Origin of the sequence: Pedobacter yulinensis, assembly GCF_003029735.1 — a bacterium.
Lineage (GTDB): Bacteria > Bacteroidota > Bacteroidia > Sphingobacteriales > Sphingobacteriaceae > Pedobacter > Pedobacter yulinensis.
Genome location: NZ_KZ686268.1, coordinates 283,335 through 300,332, shown reverse-complemented (window position 1 = coordinate 300,332; position 16,998 = coordinate 283,335). Strand labels below are relative to the sequence as shown.

The 16,998-nt window shown below is 50.7% G+C and carries 14 protein-coding genes; 4 read left to right on the top strand and 10 right to left on the bottom strand.

Features of this window, described 5'->3' with window-relative positions; genetic code table 11:
• Window positions 1–2: 2 nt before the first annotated feature.
• A complete protein-coding gene (locus C7T94_RS01270; protein WP_107212890.1) occupies window positions 3–1,103 on the bottom strand; it encodes a carboxylate-amine ligase in 1,101 nt (366 codons plus the stop codon).
• A gap of 416 nt (window positions 1,104–1,519) precedes the next feature.
• On the opposite strand from C7T94_RS01270, the gene typA reads away from it, so the two are divergent.
• Entirely contained in the window at window positions 1,520–3,325 is a 1,806-nt protein-coding gene (typA, locus tag C7T94_RS01265) for a translational GTPase TypA (protein ID WP_107212888.1), read from the top strand.
• 292 nt (window positions 3,326–3,617) lie between these two features.
• Window positions 3,618–4,754: a TlpA disulfide reductase family protein gene (locus tag C7T94_RS01260; protein WP_107214613.1), complete on the top strand. Its 1,137-nt coding sequence runs from the start codon at window positions 3,618–3,620 to the stop codon at window positions 4,752–4,754.
• Between the two features lie 60 nt (window positions 4,755–4,814).
• Here C7T94_RS01260 and C7T94_RS01255 read toward each other — a convergent pair whose 3' ends face one another.
• A complete protein-coding gene (locus C7T94_RS01255; protein WP_107212886.1) occupies window positions 4,815–6,272 on the bottom strand; it encodes an AAA family ATPase in 1,458 nt (485 codons plus the stop codon).
• Between the two features lie 277 nt (window positions 6,273–6,549).
• On the opposite strand from C7T94_RS01255, the gene C7T94_RS01250 reads away from it, so the two are divergent.
• Window positions 6,550–7,695, top strand: coding sequence for a TlpA disulfide reductase family protein (locus tag C7T94_RS01250; RefSeq protein WP_107212884.1), 1,146 nt, complete (start codon window positions 6,550–6,552; stop codon window positions 7,693–7,695).
• A 183-nt stretch (window positions 7,696–7,878) separates the two neighbouring features.
• Here the strand turns inward: C7T94_RS01250 and purD are convergent, their stop codons facing one another.
• The 3 genes from purD to C7T94_RS01235 all read right to left on the bottom strand — a co-directional run bounded on the left by purD (window position 7,879) and on the right by C7T94_RS01235 (window position 11,293).
• The gene (gene purD, locus C7T94_RS01245) at window positions 7,879–9,150 is read right to left on the bottom strand and encodes a phosphoribosylamine--glycine ligase (protein WP_107212882.1); all 1,272 of its coding nucleotides are present in this window, start codon (window positions 9,148–9,150) and stop codon (window positions 7,879–7,881) included.
• A 78-nt stretch (window positions 9,151–9,228) separates the two neighbouring features.
• Window positions 9,229–10,179, bottom strand: a complete 951-nt coding sequence (locus C7T94_RS01240; RefSeq protein ID WP_107212880.1) for a Smr/MutS family protein — start codon at window positions 10,177–10,179, stop codon at window positions 9,229–9,231.
• A 67-nt stretch (window positions 10,180–10,246) separates the two neighbouring features.
• Window positions 10,247–11,293 carry a 3-oxoacyl-ACP synthase III family protein gene (locus tag C7T94_RS01235; protein ID WP_107212878.1) on the bottom strand — a complete coding sequence of 349 codons (1,047 nt, stop codon included), beginning with the start codon at window positions 11,291–11,293 and terminating at the stop codon, window positions 10,247–10,249.
• Window positions 11,294–11,380: 87 nt separating this feature from the next.
• Between C7T94_RS01235 and C7T94_RS01230 the strand changes: the two genes are divergently transcribed.
• Window positions 11,381–11,662 carry an ATP-dependent Clp protease adaptor ClpS gene (locus C7T94_RS01230; RefSeq protein WP_107212877.1) on the top strand — a complete coding sequence of 94 codons (282 nt, stop codon included), beginning with the start codon at window positions 11,381–11,383 and terminating at the stop codon, window positions 11,660–11,662.
• Between the two features lie 405 nt (window positions 11,663–12,067).
• Here C7T94_RS01230 and secG read toward each other — a convergent pair whose 3' ends face one another.
• Genes secG through miaB form a run of 5 tightly spaced genes read right to left on the bottom strand, consistent with a single transcriptional unit; the run spans window position 12,068 to window position 16,933 of the window.
• Window positions 12,068–12,427, bottom strand: coding sequence for a preprotein translocase subunit SecG (secG, locus tag C7T94_RS01225; protein WP_107212875.1), 360 nt, complete (start codon window positions 12,425–12,427; stop codon window positions 12,068–12,070).
• 11 nt (window positions 12,428–12,438) lie between these two features.
• The gene (locus tag C7T94_RS01220) at window positions 12,439–13,671 is read right to left on the bottom strand and encodes a hypothetical protein (RefSeq protein ID WP_162618510.1); all 1,233 of its coding nucleotides are present in this window, start codon (window positions 13,669–13,671) and stop codon (window positions 12,439–12,441) included.
• Window positions 13,672–13,694: 23 nt separating this feature from the next.
• On the bottom strand, window positions 13,695–14,201 hold the full coding sequence (locus tag C7T94_RS01215; protein ID WP_107212871.1) for an LptE family protein: 507 nt from the start codon (window positions 14,199–14,201) through the stop codon (window positions 13,695–13,697).
• A 31-nt stretch (window positions 14,202–14,232) separates the two neighbouring features.
• On the bottom strand, window positions 14,233–15,462 hold the full coding sequence (locus C7T94_RS01210) for a sigma-54 interaction domain-containing protein (protein WP_107212869.1): 1,230 nt from the start codon (window positions 15,460–15,462) through the stop codon (window positions 14,233–14,235).
• 37 nt (window positions 15,463–15,499) lie between these two features.
• Window positions 15,500–16,933 carry a tRNA (N6-isopentenyl adenosine(37)-C2)-methylthiotransferase MiaB gene (gene miaB / locus C7T94_RS01205; RefSeq protein WP_107214612.1) on the bottom strand — a complete coding sequence of 478 codons (1,434 nt, stop codon included), beginning with the start codon at window positions 16,931–16,933 and terminating at the stop codon, window positions 15,500–15,502.
• Window positions 16,934–16,998: the final 65 nt, after the last annotated feature.

Sequence of the window (16,998 nt, the reverse complement as noted above, 5' to 3'; positions counted from 1 at the left end):
CGCTATATCGTGCCCACAAGTGTCTGGGCTGTAATGTAATCTACAACCGCTACAAAGTTACCGGTTTGCTGGTAAATGGCCAATTGCCTGTCGGCCCCAGTGCCTTGTTCCAGGATCTTGTGTACGTAACTGATGTCTTCACGGCAGCCCAGGTCATCGACCACATCGTCCACGAAATCAAGCAGCTCCAGTACCAGGTTTCGGCAGTTCACTTCGATTTCCTTGCCGAAGTCGATGAGTTTACCGTCAATACCGTAGCGGGCGGCCCGCCATTTGTTTTCGTTGATCAAAGCACGTGAGTAGCTGATAAACTCCATGTTCTGCAGCCTGAGTTTGTACAGTTTTGCGCAGAGCGCCTGAAACAGGGCCACGAAAGCCATCGTTTCATCGACCAGCAGCGGACAGTCGCAGATCCGGAATTCAATGGTCTCAAAAAACGGGTGTACCCGGATATCCCACCAGATCTTTTTGGCGTTGTCAATGCTGTTGGTTTTGATGAGCAGTTTGACATAATTGTCATAGTCCTCAATGCTGTTAAATATGTCCGGAATCCCGGTTCTGGGAAATTTGTCGAAAACCTTTGTCCTGAACGATTTGTAACCCGTGTTTCGGCCTTCCCAGAATGGCGAGTTAGTAGACAGGGCAAAAACATGCGGCAGGAAATACCGTACCTGGTTGGCAATGTGGATGGCCAGTTCGCGCGACTGGAACCCGACGTGCACATGCAAACCAAAAATGAGGTTAGAACGGGCAGCTTCCTGCAGCTCATTGACGATCTCATTGTAACGCGGATGCTCGGTAATCAGCTGTTTTTCCCAGTGCGAAAACGGGTGGGTGCCCGAGGCGCCGATAGACAGGCCGAGGTCGCCGGCAAGCCCGGCCACGGTACGCCGAAGCTGCGAGATCTCCCGGCGGGCTTCGGCTGTATTGCGGCAAATGCCCGTCCCCACTTCGACCACAGCCTGGTGCATTTCGGCCTTGACCTGGTCTTTGTGAATACGCTGGGCGGCTTCGACGATCTTCTGGTGATGCGAGGTCAGTTCGCGTGTAGCGGGATCGATGACCATGTACTCTTCTTCTACGCCCAGTGTAAATTCATTCATGCCTGTCTCTTTTTTAGTGTTTCGGCTTCGCCGGATGCCGGATGCCCGGATAGGTTCTGTCCGCCGCAGGCGTCATCCTGCCAACAGATAGACAGTTTACGTAACACGGCGATTGAAGCAAAATGTTCAGCAAACATGCGGTTGCGGGGCCGGACGGGCGGCAGCTGATGCAATGAAGACCGTAACCGTTTGATGCTGCACAGGGTTAATTTTATATTAAGTTAAACAATTCACAGAAGAGAACAAGTGGCTCCCCCTTTTGTTGCAGGCGTCAGCAGAAAGGTTTTTGCTCATCAGGCTCTGGCACACAGGGTTCCGGAGCAGCGCAGCAGCCGTTGCTGCAAGATACTTTCCGCTGATTTACATCGAAATGCAAATAAAAAGCTGTACCTTTGCGCCTTATTTGAAGCGCAGTTATGCAGAATATCCGGAATATCGCCATTATAGCACACGTTGACCACGGTAAAACCACGCTGGTTGACAAAATTTTACACACCTGTTCCATTTTCAGGGACAATGAACAGACCGGCGACCTTATCCTCGACAACAATGACCTGGAGCGTGAGCGCGGGATCACCATCGTGTCGAAGAACGTGTCGGTTCGTTACAAAGACGTGAAGATCAACATCATTGATACGCCGGGTCACGCCGACTTTGGTGGCGAGGTTGAGCGCGTACTTAAAATGGCCGATGGGGTATTGCTGCTGTGCGATGCGTTCGAGGGCGCCATGCCACAAACGCGGTTTGTAACGCAGAAAGCGCTTTCACTTGGTTTGAAACCGATTGTGGTTGTGAACAAGGTCGATAAGGAAAACTGTCGGCCCGAAGAAGTGCACGAACAGATCTTTGAACTTTTCTTCAATCTTGAAGCTACCGAAGACCAGCTGGATTTTCCGGTTATTTACGGTTCGTCAAAACAAGGTTGGATGAGTACAGATTATACCAAACCAACTGACAATATTTTCCCGTTGCTCGATGCCATTCTGGAGCATATTCCGGCAGCGCCGACCAATGAAGGTACCCTGCAAATGCAGATCACCTCGCTCGATTATTCGTCGTTCGTAGGCCGTATTGCCATCGGGCGTGTGCACCGTGGTTCGGTAAAAGAAAATCAGCCGGTTAGCCTGATCAAACGTGACGGCAAGATCGTTAAATCCCGTGTTAAGGAGCTGTATACTTTCGACGGCCTGGGCAAAATCAAAGTTCAGGAAGTAAGATCGGGCGATATTTGTGCGGTTGTCGGCATTGAGGGTTTTGATATTGGCGATACGATCGCTGATTTCGATCAACCGGAACAACTGCCGGTTATCAAAATCGATGAGCCGACCATGAACATGTTGTTTACGATCAACAATTCGCCTTTCTTCGGCAAAGAAGGCAAGTTTGTGACTTCACAGCGCATCAAGGAACGCCTGTATAAGGAAATGGAGAAAAACCTGGCACTGAAGGTAGTTGAAACCGATTCGCCGGATGCCTTCCTTGTTTACGGACGTGGTATCCTGCACCTGTCTGTATTGATCGAAACCATGCGCCGCGAAGGATATGAAATCCAGGTCGGACAGCCTCAGGTTATCGTAAAAGAAATTGACGGGGTTAAATGCGAGCCGATCGAGACACTTATCGTCGATGTCCCTGCTGAAGTATCAGGTAAAGTGATTGAACTGGTTACGCAGCGCAAGGGCGACCTGCTGGTTATGGAGCCTAAGGGCGACCTGCAGCACCTGGAGTTTGAAATTCCGTCGCGCGGAATTATCGGACTGCGCAACAACGTGCTGACCGCTACCGCAGGTGAAGCCATCATGGCCCACCGCTTTAAGTCTTACGAACCCTGGAAAGGTACGATTCCCGGCCGTTTGAACGGCGTACTGGTATCGATGGAAAAAGGCCAGACAACGGCTTATTCAATTGACAAACTGCAAGATCGCGGCCGCTTTTTCGTTGACCCGGGTGTTGATGTTTATGAAGGTCAGATCATGGGCGAACACATTCGCGACAATGACCTGGTTGTTAACGTGGTAAAAGGTAAGCAGCTTACCAACATGCGTGCTTCGGGAAGTGATGACAATACCCGTATTGCACCTGCTATCAAATTCTCGCTTGAGGAAGCCATGGAATACATCCAGGCAGACGAGTATATCGAAGTAACTCCTGTCAGCATGCGTTTGCGCAAGATTTACCTGACCGAGAACGAGAGAAAGATCAATGCGAAAAAGTTCCAGTAAGAACAAATCCTAATCATATTGAAACCCGCGCCTGCCGCGGGTTTTTTTGTGGCTAAAAAATTCGAGGGGTTGTTGCTTGCCCGCCAAACGCCATCGGGCTAAGGTCCGGGCCGGCAGGTTCTGTGCAATAACCGGCAGGGTTGACTGCGTATTTCGGCGCAATGGTCCTTATCCCTGGTCCACCGTCATCCCGGATTCAGTTCACACAATAACAAATCTTTTTATCTTCCTCCAGCAGAAAAATACTGTAAACCATTATATTTGGTTTACTAAATCGCTTATTCACACCACCATGAGAAAATTCATTATAGCTGCTGCCTGCCTGCTGCCGGTTGCATCGATGGCACAGACCACCTATACCATTACAGGCAAAGTCGGTAAACTTCAGGCGCCCGCAAAAGCTTACCTGACCTACCGCATCGGGAGTACCCAGCATACGGACTCGGCCGATCTGAAAAACGGCATGTTCAAATTTGAAGGGCGCGTTGAATCGCCCGTTCAGGCCAGTTTGCGCCTGCGTCATGGAAACGAAGAGGCCCGGAAACAGGCGGCCGACATGTTGTCCCTGTATGTGGAAAATAAAAAGATCCGTATCGAATCAGCCGATTCGGTTAAGAAAGCAAAAATTACCGGATCACCTTTAAATGACGATTATGTCCGGTTGCAGGCCCTCCTGAAGCCGGCAAAGGATCAATTGAATGCCCTGATGGCCGAATACAATGCCAAAACGGCCGAAGAAAAGAAAGCACCTGAATTTCAGAAAAGCTTTGGCGAACGTTACGCAGCTGCCAACAAGGCCCTCGAGCCGCTCAACAAAAAATTTGCTGAAGAGAATCGCAATTCCCTGATCGGCCTGACTGCCTATCGCAGTGTAATGGGTTACGACATTGACCCGGCAGCAGTAGAACCGGAGTACCTGAAGTTTAGTGAAAGTGTGCGGGCAACCGGTTTGGGTAAGGATATTGCCATGATGATCGACGGTGCAAGAAAGCGTATGGTCGGTTCTATGGCTACCGATTTTACACAAAACGATCCGAACGGGAAGCCGGTTAAGCTGTCTGACTTCAAAGGTAAGTATGTTTTGGTTGATTTCTGGGCTTCGTGGTGTGGACCCTGCCGTGCAGAGAACCCGAACGTGGTAGCCGCCTTCAACAAATACAAAGACCGCAATTTCACCGTGCTTGGCGTATCGCTTGATTTTCCGGGTCAGAAAGACGCCTGGCTGGCAGCTGTTGAAAAAGACGGACTGAACTGGACACAGGTCTCTGATCTTAAGGGTTGGCAGAACGAGGTATCAAAAATGTATGGCATTCAGGCCATTCCTCAAAACCTGCTGGTTGACCCTTCAGGTAAGATCGTAGCGAAGAACATCCGCGGCGAGGAACTGCAGACCAGGTTGGCCGAGCTGCTTGGCAAGACCAGCAAGTAAGAAGAACTTTATAACCAGACAGGGGGTGCCGTGGCAAAGCCATGTCGCCCCTTATTTGTTTCAGGAAGATGCGCTGAAGAGGTCCTCAAGTGTGATTTCATTCTGAATCAGGCTGGCTTTGTAAACATTGCTGCTTACACCGAAGGTCGTTACCATTGCCAGGAAAACGGTTTTCCGGGTTTTACTTTCAGAAATAAACGTTTGCCTTTTGTGCGTCAGTACGGCAGCATACTCTTTTGAAATGGTAAAAGGCCCGTCTGAGAACTTCATTTCGCAAAGGCTGATGCAGGAATCGCTTCTGTCGATAAGCAGGTCGACCTGGCAGCCGGCCACTTCCTTCCGGCCGGTAAACCGCCATGCAGATTCTTCCGTGTAAATACCGGCAATACCGAGGGCTGCCTTCAGGGCAGAAACGTGTTTCAAACAAAGGCTTTCAAATGCAAGTCCGCTCCAACTTTTCCAGGACTGGCTCCTCATCATTTTCAGCCAGGTGCCCGGGCCCATGGCCCTGCTCCGTTCTATAAATTTGACATAAAAGGCTGTGTATTCGTCAGACAGCTTATAGATCCGGTCGCGCAGGCTTTTGTTAAACGGAATGTAGGCGGCAATGAAGCCTGATTCGGTCAGTTCATCCAGCAAAAGTGAGGTTGTTCCGCCCGTTTTCAGCGCACAAGCTTCGATGATTTCGTTCCTGGTCAGGCCAGAAGGTTTTGCCGCCAGTGCACGTACAATGGCAATGTGTGCCTGCGCATTGCTGAACAGGGAATGATAAAGGTTCTGGAACTCCTGACGCAGCAGTCCGTCTTTGCTGAAACAGCTGCGGTCTATGGCCTGCGCAGCGCTTTGTCCGGGTTCTACTTCTTTCAGGTAATGCGGAATGCCGCCCATAGTCATGTACAACTGTGCAATCTGGTAGTGGTCCAGGCGAATTTTCCGGGCAGACAGAAAATCTGCAGTCTCATTCAGGGTAAAAGGCAGAAGCCGGATCTTTCTGGTGATGCGGTTGTGCAGGCCTCCCTTGTTGTTTACCACCTTCTGGATCATCCAGGAGGCGGCAGAACCACAGATCACGATAACAAGGTTCGGCTGTTTCGATGCCCAGTTGTTCCAGAAGAACTCAAAAGCACTCAGGAATCCCGAGCGGGGCGCGTTGAGCCAGGGAAATTCGTCCAGGAATACAACGCCTTTTTTCTTTTTCAGCTTGGGTTGCAGCACGTCTTGAAGCGACTGAAACGCCTGGCCCCAACTTGTGGGAACTGCCGGGGGCAAGGACATGTTTTCTGCCTGTTTCAGTGCATGAGCAAAGTTCTCCAGCTGCGACCTGGTGGCCCCGTTGTGTACACCTGAAAATTCAAACAGCAGCTGCCGGCTGTAGAACTTCCTGATCAGGTATGTTTTGCCCACACGCCGGCGGCCATAGACCGCCAGGAGCTGCGCCTCAGGTTGCTGCAGTGCCTGTGCCAACAGGTCCTGCTCGGCTTTCCGGCCAATGATTTCCGGCTGCTGATGTTTTTTCATATCAGAATTCCCTGATAAAGATAAGAAGTATATGGGATAGTATCCAGCCATAACTGTGTAACTTTATAGAGTTATGGCTGGGTATGTTGAGTTATATTCAGCCATAAGTATGTTAATATTGGTAGATGTGGCTGAGTTTGTAGCAGTGTAGCCAGGGTGATCAAGCGGGATACTTGAATAGCAGAATATGCGTTTTATAAATGGTAAACACTGCAGTCATTCTTTTTTATGCGCTGCAGTACTTACCTTTGAAATCTAAGCAGTTAAATACGTACACATGAGAAAAATATTTTTGTTTGTTGCCTGTATGGCTCCCCTTGCCCTATCGGCGCAAAACAATTTCACCATAGCCGGCAATGCAAAGAGCCTGAAGGCGGGAGATAAGGTTTTCCTGGTTTATCAGAATGCCGAAGGGAATAAGCTTGATTCGACAACCGTTCAGAACGGAACTTTCAACTTCAGCGGAAAGGTAAATCATCCTTCGCGCGCTACGCTTGTTCTGAACCGGAACCCGATGGGTGAGCGGCCTGCACCTGGCGAAAAGGTGGATATGCTTTCGTTCTTTGTTGAACAGGGAAAAATCCAGCTTCAGACGGCCGATTCGCTTAAAAATGCAAAGATCACGGGTTCAGTGATCAACAATGAAAATGTACAGCTTCAGGCGGCCATGAAACCCATATCGACGAAAATGGAAGCGCTGAACAAGGAATACATGGCGCTTGCCGAAGATAAGAAGAAGGACCGCGCCACACTCGAAGGGTTCCAGACCCGTGCCGAAGCCATTACCAAAGAGCTTCCGGGCATTTATTTTAATTTTGTCAAGTCGCATCCGAAGTCTTACCTGAGCCTGACCGCCCTGGCGCAGCTCGCCTCAGATCCGGATCATGCAACAGCGGCCGAGCAGGCTTTCAATACCCTTTCGCCCGAACTGAAAAGCAGTGAAATAGGTAAAGAGATCGGAAATACTTTTGCGGCTGCAAAGAAAACTGCAGTGGGCAGCATGGCCATGGATTTTACGCAAAATGATGCCAACGGCAAGCCGGTTAAGTTGTCTGATTTCAAGGGTAAATATGTGCTTGTTGATTTCTGGGCTTCGTGGTGCGGACCCTGCCGGCAGGAAAACCCGAATGTTGTAGCGGCCTATAACAAATACAAGGACAAAGGATTTACCGTGCTTGGTGTTTCGCTGGACCGCCCGGGCCAGAAAGAAGCCTGGTTAAAGGCCGTTGCCGATGATAAACTGAGCTGGACCCAGGTGTCAGACCTGAAGTTCTGGGACAATGCAGTAGCCAAACAATATGGCATCCGCTCGATCCCGGCTAACTTCCTGATCGATCCGAGTGGAAAGATCGTAGCCAAAGGGCTCCGCGAAGAAGCGCTTCACAGCAAGCTGGCAGAGCTGCTGGATAAAAAAAGTAAATAACAAAAAAAGCCGGATGCAAAGTATCCGGCTTTTTTATTTTAAGTGGCTTTCAAGCGTAGCGTGAAGGAATCTTTCTGCACGGAACGCCTGGACTGGTTGTAATGACACAAATATGGATTACAGCAGGATAACAGCAAGCCGCAGATTCCTCACCGCGAGGTTTGCCGCTGCAGCAAGGCCGGCCTACACCAAATCGAACCCGATATCTTCCCTGAAGTATTTCCCGTCAAAGTAGATGCGGCCGGCATCGGCAGTGGCACATTGCAGCGCCGTAAACATATCATGCTGCAGGCTTGAAACCGCAAGTACCCGGCCGCCATTGCTTTTTACCACACCGTTCTCAGACATTGTTCCGGCATGAAAAACTTCAGAGTGCCGCACATTCTCGATACCGGAGATGGCCTTGCCTTTTTCATAGTCGCCCGGATAACCACCCGCAACGATCATGACCGTTGCAGCTGTCTTTGGTGAAATGCGCATCTGTACTTCATTAAGCCGGCGTGCTGCCGTGGCTTCGAAAAGCTCGACCAGGTCGTTTTCTACCCGAAGCAGTACACTTTCTGTTTCCGGATCGCCCATGCGGCAATTGTATTCGATCACATATGGTTCTTCGCCTACCTTGATCAGGCCAAAAAAGATAAAGCCGGTGTAATTGATGTCTTCTGCTTTTAGCCCCTGAACGGTCGGATCAATGATCCGTTCGCGAACTTTCTGCATAAATGATTCAGATGCAAAAGGTACCGGTGAGACTGAGCCCATGCCGCCCGTATTCAGACCGGTATCGCCCTGGCCAATGCGTTTATAGTCTTTGGCTTCGGGAAGCAGAACATAGTGCGATCCGTCAGTAAGTATGAAAACAGACAGTTCGATCCCTGAAAGAAATTGCTCCACAACAACGGTAGAGCCAGCCGCCCCGAACTTACCGCCCAGCATAAGCTGAAGTTCTTTTTTGGCTTCTTCCCGGTCTTCAAGAATCAACACACCTTTACCGGCGGCAAGGCCGTCGGCTTTCAGTACGATGGGCAGGTCGTGCCGGTCCAGGTAGTCCAGCCCCTGCTGAAGCGTTTCATTGGTAAAAGTCTGCGAAGCGGCGGTAGGTATGGCATGACGCTGCATAAACTGCTTGGAGAAATCCTTGCTTCCTTCAAGAATGGCGCCTTCTTTTTTCGGGCCAATGACAGGAACAGACGCCAGCTGCGGGTCAGCGCTGAAAAAGTCATGAATACCATTTACCAGTGGTTCTTCAGGCCCGACTATGACCAGTGTAATCTGTTCTTTCTGAACAAGTTTTTTCACAGCTTCAAAGTCGTTCGGATTGACTGCGGCATTTTGGCCGTACCTGGCTGTGCCACCGTTTCCGGGCGCAATGATCAGTTTGGTGCACCTGGCCGACTGACTGATCCTGGAGGCAAAAGCGCTTTCCCTGCCGCCTGATCCTAAGAGTAAGATATTCATAGCGGCAAAGATACCTGTTTCAGTAAATTATGGGGTTTAAAATATAAAAAACCCCCAGCTGGTACGGTAAACAGCGTGTTATTTGAAAACCACCTTTGTGGCCCCGTACCCGAATTTTTCTTTCTGTGCATCCATGAACGTACGTACCTGCGGGTGTTTTCCCAGTTCGCGGTGAATCTGCTGCTGCAGAATTCCATTGCCGGCACCATGTATCAGGATCAACTCAGGCAATTTGTGCACGAGCGCAGCCTCCAGTGTTTTACGGAAGTGTCCGAGCTGAATATCCAGAATTTCATCGCCGCGAAGAAACTGGTGGTCGCTGCGCAATTTCTCAATATGCAGATCGGTTTCGGTCTCCGGCCTGGCGAGTCCTTGTTTTTGGGGAGTTGGCTTGAAAAAGCTCTCTTTTAATTGCTGTGCATCGATTTTCAGCGGAGGTTCGCCCAGACGGAACTGCCAGCCCTTCTCACCCTGGAGCGCGGTAGAGGCCCGTTCGGGGGCAAAATCTTTGGGCCGGAACTTGCGGTTGAAGCGGATGGGCTGCAGCAGTTCGGAAGCACCATGCTGAAGCAGGGCCAGGTGAAACTCCGGCCAGAGGTCCAGGTCGGGCAAAGCGCCTTCAAAAACAGGAGCCGAGTTGCCCGGTTCCAGTATTCCTGACTGGATGCCGCTGAATTTGCCCTGGCGTTCGCCCATCAGGCTAAAAAGAACACGGTTTGCGTTGTGGTTCACAAGGTGAAAACGAATTGCGTGCTGTTTGCTGCCGGGCTGCAGCACCAGGAATATGCCCTGCTCTGCCGGTGGTTTGACGGCCACTTTTTTTGGTGCGGCTGCTGCTGCCGCCGCCTCCTCCTCTGCAGGACTGTCTTGCATGTGCCCGTGTATGCTTGTCAGGTTACCTATGCTGACAGGAATTTCGAAGCCGTCTGTATCCGTTACGCCGAGCGTTTGTTCGTCAATGATGCTGGTCACATATCCTTCACGCTTTTCATCCACAAAGCGGACAAAGTCGCCGAGTTTAAATTTCATGTCTCTTTTTTTATTTGTGATAAAATCGCCTGCCGTGCAGTAGCGGGGCAGGTTTTTAATGCGGCGGCTACCAGCGTAGCAAGGCGCTTGCCCAGGTAAATCCTGAACCAAAAGCGGCCAGGCAAACCAGGTCTCCCGGCTGGATCTTTCCGGCTTCCCAGGCTTCGCAAAGCGCCAGGGGCACAGACGCTGCCGTCGTATTTCCATACTTCTGGATGTTATTGAAAACCTGGTCATCTGTCAGGCTGAGAAGCTGCTGGACATACTGGCTGATCCGCAGGTTGGCCTGATGGGGAACCAGCAGGTCGATGTCTTTTTCAGTCAGGCCGTTTGCCTCCAGCGCCTCCCTGATCACCTCCGGAAATTTAATGACCGCTTTTTTAAAGACCGACGGGCCGTCCATAAAAGGCAGTGCCGCTCCGCTCTCCAGAATTTCGGGTGTCATGAACAGGCCGCCAAGTTCCTGTTCAGGGAAGGCCGGCTTGTCTTTGAGCCACTTGTTTGCATGTGAACCGGGGTAATACATGGCAAGAATTTCGGCATCACCACCGTCGCTGTGCAGGTGTGTGCTCAGAATGCCCCGTTGATTGTCTTCGCTGCGCTGAAGTACGACAGCTCCGGCGCCATCGCCGAATATGACAGAGACATTCCGGCTCCGTGTTTCAAAATCCATGGCGAAAGAGTGTTTCTCGCTGCCCACCACCAGGATGTTGCGGTACATGCCGGTTTTGATGAACTGGTCTGCGACAGACAGCGCATAAACAAAACCCGAACATTGGTTGCGTACATCGAGGGCGCCTATTTCTTTCATACCCATTTCGCGCTGCAGCAACACGCCGCAGCCTGGAAAGTAATAGTCAGGACTAAGTGTGGCGAAAACAATAAAGTCAATTTCGGCGGCTGTAGTTCCCGCTCGCTCCATGGCTATTTTTGCAGCCTCGATGCCCATCGTGGTGGTCGTCTCGTTGTTGCGGTCGGCAAACCGGCGTTCCTCGATACCCGTACGTTCACGGATCCAGGCATCGCTGGTTTCCATAAACCTCGACAAATCGTCATTGGTATAGACATTTTCAGGAACATACCGACCGATCCCGGCAATTTTTGAACGATACATGATCTGGGCTTTTAAACGGTGCAAATTTATGACTTATTGTTGCCGAAACTCTTCTTAAATTTTTCTAAAATAAAGTATTTTTGCGCTATGTCGACAGAAACCAAGGAAGAAACGTTTACGTTAGAAGAAATCCTCACCTCCTTAAAAACCGTCCACCGGCTTATTCTATGGAATGATGATGTAAACACGTTCGACCATGTGATTCACTGCATGATGAAATACCTTGACTACAGCGAAAACCAGGCCGAAAAGATCGCCTGGGAAGTACACAACAAGGGCAAATGCGCCGTGCTGGAAGGTTCGTTCACGGAGATGGAAATCTACCGCAAAATTCTTCAGCAGGAAGGGCTTACTGTTTCAGTTGATTGAAGGGCCGACCCATTCACTTTATTAAAGGCCCTGGAGCTCGGCAACAACGGCTATACCGGGACTGGTGGCGAAGAACCTGTACAGGTTTCGAACAGATCGTTCCTCGGCTGCACTCCGTTGGGATGGTGCCAACAGAGGCCGCAACACACAGCACCAGCATCCGTAACACGAAATACACCGCGTGCACATTGACCATAGGAGCCAGGGATAAAGACTGAGCTCAGAACCCATCACTGCAACACCCATCACATTATTCCCGGCGATAGCGAAGTTTTTTTGGTTTCTGGCAGGTCCTTTTTCCGCTGCCGCCCGGTTTTGAATGGCGCAGGGGCGGGTGCTTACCTTTTACAGCACAAAAAAGCCCGGTCCTTGGGGGACCGGGCCTGTCTTATGTACGAAAGAATATTATTTCTTTGTCGTGTCTTTTGATGCTGCCGGCGGAGGAGGCGTAGCCGTTCCCGTTCCGGTGCCACCGCCAATCGGCGAAGGATTTGGTAATTTATCAACCTGCTCCTGGAGTTCAGAATCTACGCTTCCGGCGGTGCCGCTGGTTTTTGCAATCGTAGTAACGGCCAATGAAAGCACAACGATCAGGGCAAGCAGGAACCACGACCCTTTTTCCAGAACATCTCCGGTGCGTTGCACGCCAAACATGTTGCTGCTCCCTGCGCCGGTAGCCAATCCGCCGCCTTTCGGGTTCTGAATTAAGATGAACAGCGCCAGGGCTACACACACAACGATCAGTAAAATAATCAAAAAGGTCATTTTTATTTCTTTTAAATTTTCTTCTCTATAGATTGGATAAGGTCGGCAAAGTAACGGCTTTTTTCCGGATATTTCAAACTTAATTTTTTATAAGTATCTATGGCCTTGTGGTAAAGCATCTGCTCAATATAGATCTTCGCCAGCGTTTCGGTAACGAGGTCATATTGGTCTTCCGCGCTTTTTTTTGCCTTGTTTTCGGTATCGATCTTTTCCGGTTCGGGAGCATTGATCTGCGGCTGCTGCCTGATAAATTTATCAATCAGTTCGGCTTCTTTTCCCTGTCTGGCCTCAGTTTCATTGTCGCCCACCAGATCTTCGGCTTCAAAAGGCGTCTGGATATGAAAAATGTGTTCCACATACTGTTGCTGCAATCCCGGTTCGGGCGGCGGGCCGCTTCGTTTTACAGGGTTTGCATAGGGCCTGAAAGACTCGTATTCTTTACGGGTTTTGGCCAGCCACCACAGAAAGGTGTAAGGCAGCGCATCGTCATGATACTTACTAACGCGGCCATCGTCTGTGGGCTCAGCGGTTGTTTCGGGCGCCTGCTCGGCTACAGTCGTTGCGGGGAAGCGCGCATCGAAAGCAAAAAAATCAAAAGAGGCAACGCTTTCAGGCAAGGGGACAGCCGGGGGTGGTGTTTCTTTTTCAGCGGTTGCAGGAGCATGCTCCTCGGCTTGCTCTCTGTCAGGGCCTGGCGCGTCTGTGCGCGGGTAGCCATGTGCTGAAATGGGGTTGTCCGGGATATCTTCAGGAGCCAGGTTTTCAATGTTCAGCACAGGGCCCGAGACCGGCACCAGGGGAAGAGTCTGCAATTCACCGATCTCTTCGTACACCTCATCTTCGGGCTCTTCTTCCGGCGCAGGCCGTGACGGGGCTGCATTTGCCGTATCGGCGGCAGCGGCACGTTCGCTTTCTGTCGTTTCTTCAGGGGCCTGAACAGTTGTGATGGCCGTATTGCTGAACGCAAATTTTTTGAACTGCAGTTCTTCGGGATGCTGCAAAGCGGCGTAGACCAGGTGCCCGTGTGTAAAAACTGAAGCACGGGTTCCGGATTTTGTGTAAGTACCGTTTGCAGACAACGCAGCGCCTTCTTTTTCGGCTATGGCCAGCAGGACATAAAGCGGCTGAAAGTAAGGATAAGTGGAAACTGCACCACGCAGTAACTCCGCATGACTGGCGGTAACCGCCTGCGGGTTGTTCAGCAGGTCTTTCAATTCGGTATACATATCGTCCTGGAGCTCCACCGGGCTAAGTTACAAAAATTGGCCTACCACTGGGCGAAGGCCCGGTTAAAAATATCCTCAGTAAGCATCCGGTTTACATCGGTGTTCAGCTGCGGCGGCGCCGTGGCCAGCCCCGATTGGGGGAAATCCTTAAAGCGGGTGAAGGACTCTTCAAAACTCAGTTTTTCGTTGAGGTTGTTTGTGTATTTCACGGCAACGGTGATGGACAAGCGGTTGGCTCCGGCAGTAGGCTGCTTGTTGTCGCCGATGGCTGTAGGAGCAATGCTGTAACTGGTAATGCGCCCTTCAAAAACGGCGTCAGCATCGCCCTGGGTAATTGTCAGGCGCGTTTGATTGCGTATGCGGGTTTTCAGTTCTTCGGTAAAATTTTGCGCCAGGTCTGCAACCACCAGCGGGGCATTGTTCTCGAAAAAACGCACGTTGATCGACTTCATTTCGGGCGGTATGGAGGCACCGTTGAAGGTGATCTTGCAGCCGCCAAAAGTGAAGATGATGAGCAGCAGCAGTGCATTAAGCAGGTATTTTTTCATCCGTAAGGGGTTATGGCCCGGGGGCCAGTCTTTAACTCAGGTTCAGTTCTTTGATCTTACGGTAAAGCGTGCGCTCAGATATACCGAGCTCTTTGGCCGCAAATTTCCGTTTGCCTTTGTGCTTTTTCAGGGCCTTTTTGATGAGGTCAGACTCTTTATCAACAAGCGAAAGCGATTCTTCCACTTCTTCGGCCTCATCAGAAAAATGGTAATCGGCCTGGTTTTGTACCGGATGCTGGATCGTAAAGCCTTGTTCAGGGATAGCCGGCAGGTCAACATCGCGGTACAGCTGGTTAATGTAATGCGGGTTGTCAGCCATCACGTGCGAGGTGTTGCCTCCATGCTGGATAATGTCTGCGACAAGTTTTTTAAGTTCGACCATGTCTTTCTTCATGTCGAAAAGCACCTTGTACAGAATGTCGCGCTCGGTAAAATCTTCCTTGCTGTTCTGGTTAAGCGGCATGGGCAGGTTGCTGCCCGTCTCGTTCGGAATATAATTCAGCAGCGCCTGTGCATTGACGTTCCGTTCTTTTTCAAGAACGCAAACCTGTTCAGCAATGTTCTTCAGCTGACGTACATTGCCCGGCCAGCTGTAATTGCTGAGCAGCTGAACGGCATCGGGCTCGAGCTGGATACCCGGACTGCGGTATTTATCGCTGAAATCGGCAGAAAATTTCCTGAACAGCAGGTAAATATCATCTTTCCTGTCTTTCAAAGAAGGTATGCGCAGCGGAACCGTATTGAGGCGGTAGTAAAGGTCCTCCCGGAAGCGGCCATTTTTTACACTGTTGTATACATCGACATTGGTTGCGGCCACTACACGCACATTGGTTTTTTGCACCTTTGAGGAACCGACACGAATGTATTCGCCTGTTTCGAGCACGCGCAACAGGCGGGCCTGGGTACCCAGGGGCAGCTCTGCTACCTCATCAAGAAAGATGGTGCCGCCATTAACCACTTCGAAATAGCCTTTCCTGGCCTCATGTGCCCCGGTAAAGGAACCTTTTTCATGTCCGAAAAGCTCCGAGTCAATGGTACCTTCGGGAATGGCGCCGCAGTTTACCGCAATAAAGGGCCCATGCTTGCGGCTGCTGAGCTGGTGTATGATGTGGGAAAAGACTTCTTTACCGCTGCCGCTTTCGCCGGTAATCAGCACAGACATGTCTGTTGGCGCCACCTGGGTGGCTATATCTATGGCGCGGTTCAGCAGCGGCGAATTGCCGATGATGCCGAAACGCTGTTTAATGTTTTGCGTATCCATTGTTTAAAGGAACTTGTTCCGGGCCGGGCCCGGCGGTTTAAATACTTCTCCCGATCAGGGTAGCCGTGGTACAGCGTTCTACCAGGATGTCGGCATACGTGCCCGGTGTCAGGTGTGGTTCTACCGGGAATACAACCATTGCATTTTGGTCGCTGCGTCCGCAATAATCCTGTTCAGACTTGCGGGAAAATCCTTCAATAAGTACCCTCACCGTGCGGCCCACCATTTTCTGGAGCTGGTAATGCGAATGTTCGCGCTGCTTGTCCATGATTTCTGACAGCCTGCGTTTTTTGATGTCCTCGGGGATGTCATCGGTCAGTTTCCTGGCTGCCAGTGTTCCGGGGCGCTCAGAATAGATAAAATTATAAGCAAAGTCGTACTTCACATAATCCATCATGCTCAGCGTATCCTGGTGCTCGGCTTCAGTTTCTGAACAAAAGCCGGTAATGATATCGGTCGAGATACCGCATTCAGGTAAAATGCGCCGAATGGCGTCTACCCGGTTCATGTACCACTCGCGGTCATACGTACGGTTCATCAGCTCGAGAATGCGGCTGTTGCCAGACTGAACGGGCAGGTGAATGTATTTGCAGATGTTGTCATGACGACCCATGGTGTACAGCACCTCGTCGGTAATGTCTTTTGGGTGTGAGGTCGAAAAACGTACCCGCAATTCCGGACTCACCTCGGCCACCATTGCAAGCAATTGTGCAAAGTCAACCTTGTCTGCATCTGTCGCTGCGGCCTCTTCGCCTTTAGCAGACCATTTATACGAATCTACGTTTTGGCCGAGCAGGGTAACTTCCTTGTAGCCTTTTTCAAAAAGATCACGGGCTTCGGCTACGATTGAAAAAGGATCGCGGCTGCGCTCGCGGCCGCGGGTAAATGGCACCACGCAGAACGAACACATGTTGTCGCAGCCCCGCATAATCGAGATGAAGGCCGTAATGCCGTTCGAGTTTAACCGTACCGGACTGATGTCGGCATAAGTCTCCTCGCGCGATAACAGAACGTTCACTGCCTTAGCGCCCTCGTCTACCCGGCCAATGAGCTGCGGCAGGTCACGGTACGCGTCGGGGCCAACCACCACGTCGACCAGGTGCTCTTCTTCAAGGAACTTGGCTTTAAGTCGCTCGGCCATACAGCCCAGTACGCCCACCACCATGCCTGGTTTGCTTTTCTTTACAGATTCGAATTGTTTAAGCCGGTTGCGTACGCGCTGCTCGGCATTGTCACGAATGGAGCAGGTGTTGATGAACACCACGTCGGCATCAAAATAATTACCGGTAGTCTCAAAACCCTGGTCCATCAGAATGGAAGCCACAATCTCGCTGTCGGCAAAATTCATCTGGCAGCCATAACTTTCAATATATAGTTTCCGCCCGTTCGAGGTCTTCGGTTTCTCTACCACCAGCGCTTCGCCCTGGCGGCTCTCATCGTGTGTCTTGTCCTGTAACTGCAGTTCGATCATGTAAGCAAATTTGGTCTCAAAAATACGAAAATATTTTCTGAAATGACAATTTGTCAGCATAATGT

Excerpts from the sequence above, each read along its gene's own strand:
- C7T94_RS01270 (WP_107212890.1), bottom strand. The coding sequence starts at position 1,103 with ATGAATGAATTTACACTGGGCGTAGAAGAAGAGTACATGGTCATCGAT.
- typA (WP_107212888.1), top strand. The coding sequence starts at position 1,520 with ATGCAGAATATCCGGAATATCGCCATTATAGCACACGTTGACCACGGT.
- C7T94_RS01260 (WP_107214613.1), top strand. The coding sequence starts at position 3,618 with ATGAGAAAATTCATTATAGCTGCTGCCTGCCTGCTGCCGGTTGCATCG.
- C7T94_RS01255 (WP_107212886.1), bottom strand. The coding sequence starts at position 6,272 with ATGAAAAAACATCAGCAGCCGGAAATCATTGGCCGGAAAGCCGAGCAG.
- C7T94_RS01250 (WP_107212884.1), top strand. The coding sequence starts at position 6,550 with ATGAGAAAAATATTTTTGTTTGTTGCCTGTATGGCTCCCCTTGCCCTA.
- purD (WP_107212882.1), bottom strand. The coding sequence starts at position 9,150 with ATGAATATCTTACTCTTAGGATCAGGCGGCAGGGAAAGCGCTTTTGCC.
- C7T94_RS01240 (WP_107212880.1), bottom strand. The coding sequence starts at position 10,179 with ATGAAATTTAAACTCGGCGACTTTGTCCGCTTTGTGGATGAAAAGCGT.
- C7T94_RS01235 (WP_107212878.1), bottom strand. The coding sequence starts at position 11,293 with ATGTATCGTTCAAAAATTGCCGGGATCGGTCGGTATGTTCCTGAAAAT.
- C7T94_RS01230 (WP_107212877.1), top strand. The coding sequence starts at position 11,381 with ATGTCGACAGAAACCAAGGAAGAAACGTTTACGTTAGAAGAAATCCTC.
- secG (WP_107212875.1), bottom strand. The coding sequence starts at position 12,427 with ATGACCTTTTTGATTATTTTACTGATCGTTGTGTGTGTAGCCCTGGCG.
- C7T94_RS01215 (WP_107212871.1), bottom strand. The coding sequence starts at position 14,201 with ATGAAAAAATACCTGCTTAATGCACTGCTGCTGCTCATCATCTTCACT.
- C7T94_RS01210 (WP_107212869.1), bottom strand. The coding sequence starts at position 15,462 with ATGGATACGCAAAACATTAAACAGCGTTTCGGCATCATCGGCAATTCG.
- miaB (WP_107214612.1), bottom strand. The coding sequence starts at position 16,933 with ATGATCGAACTGCAGTTACAGGACAAGACACACGATGAGAGCCGCCAG.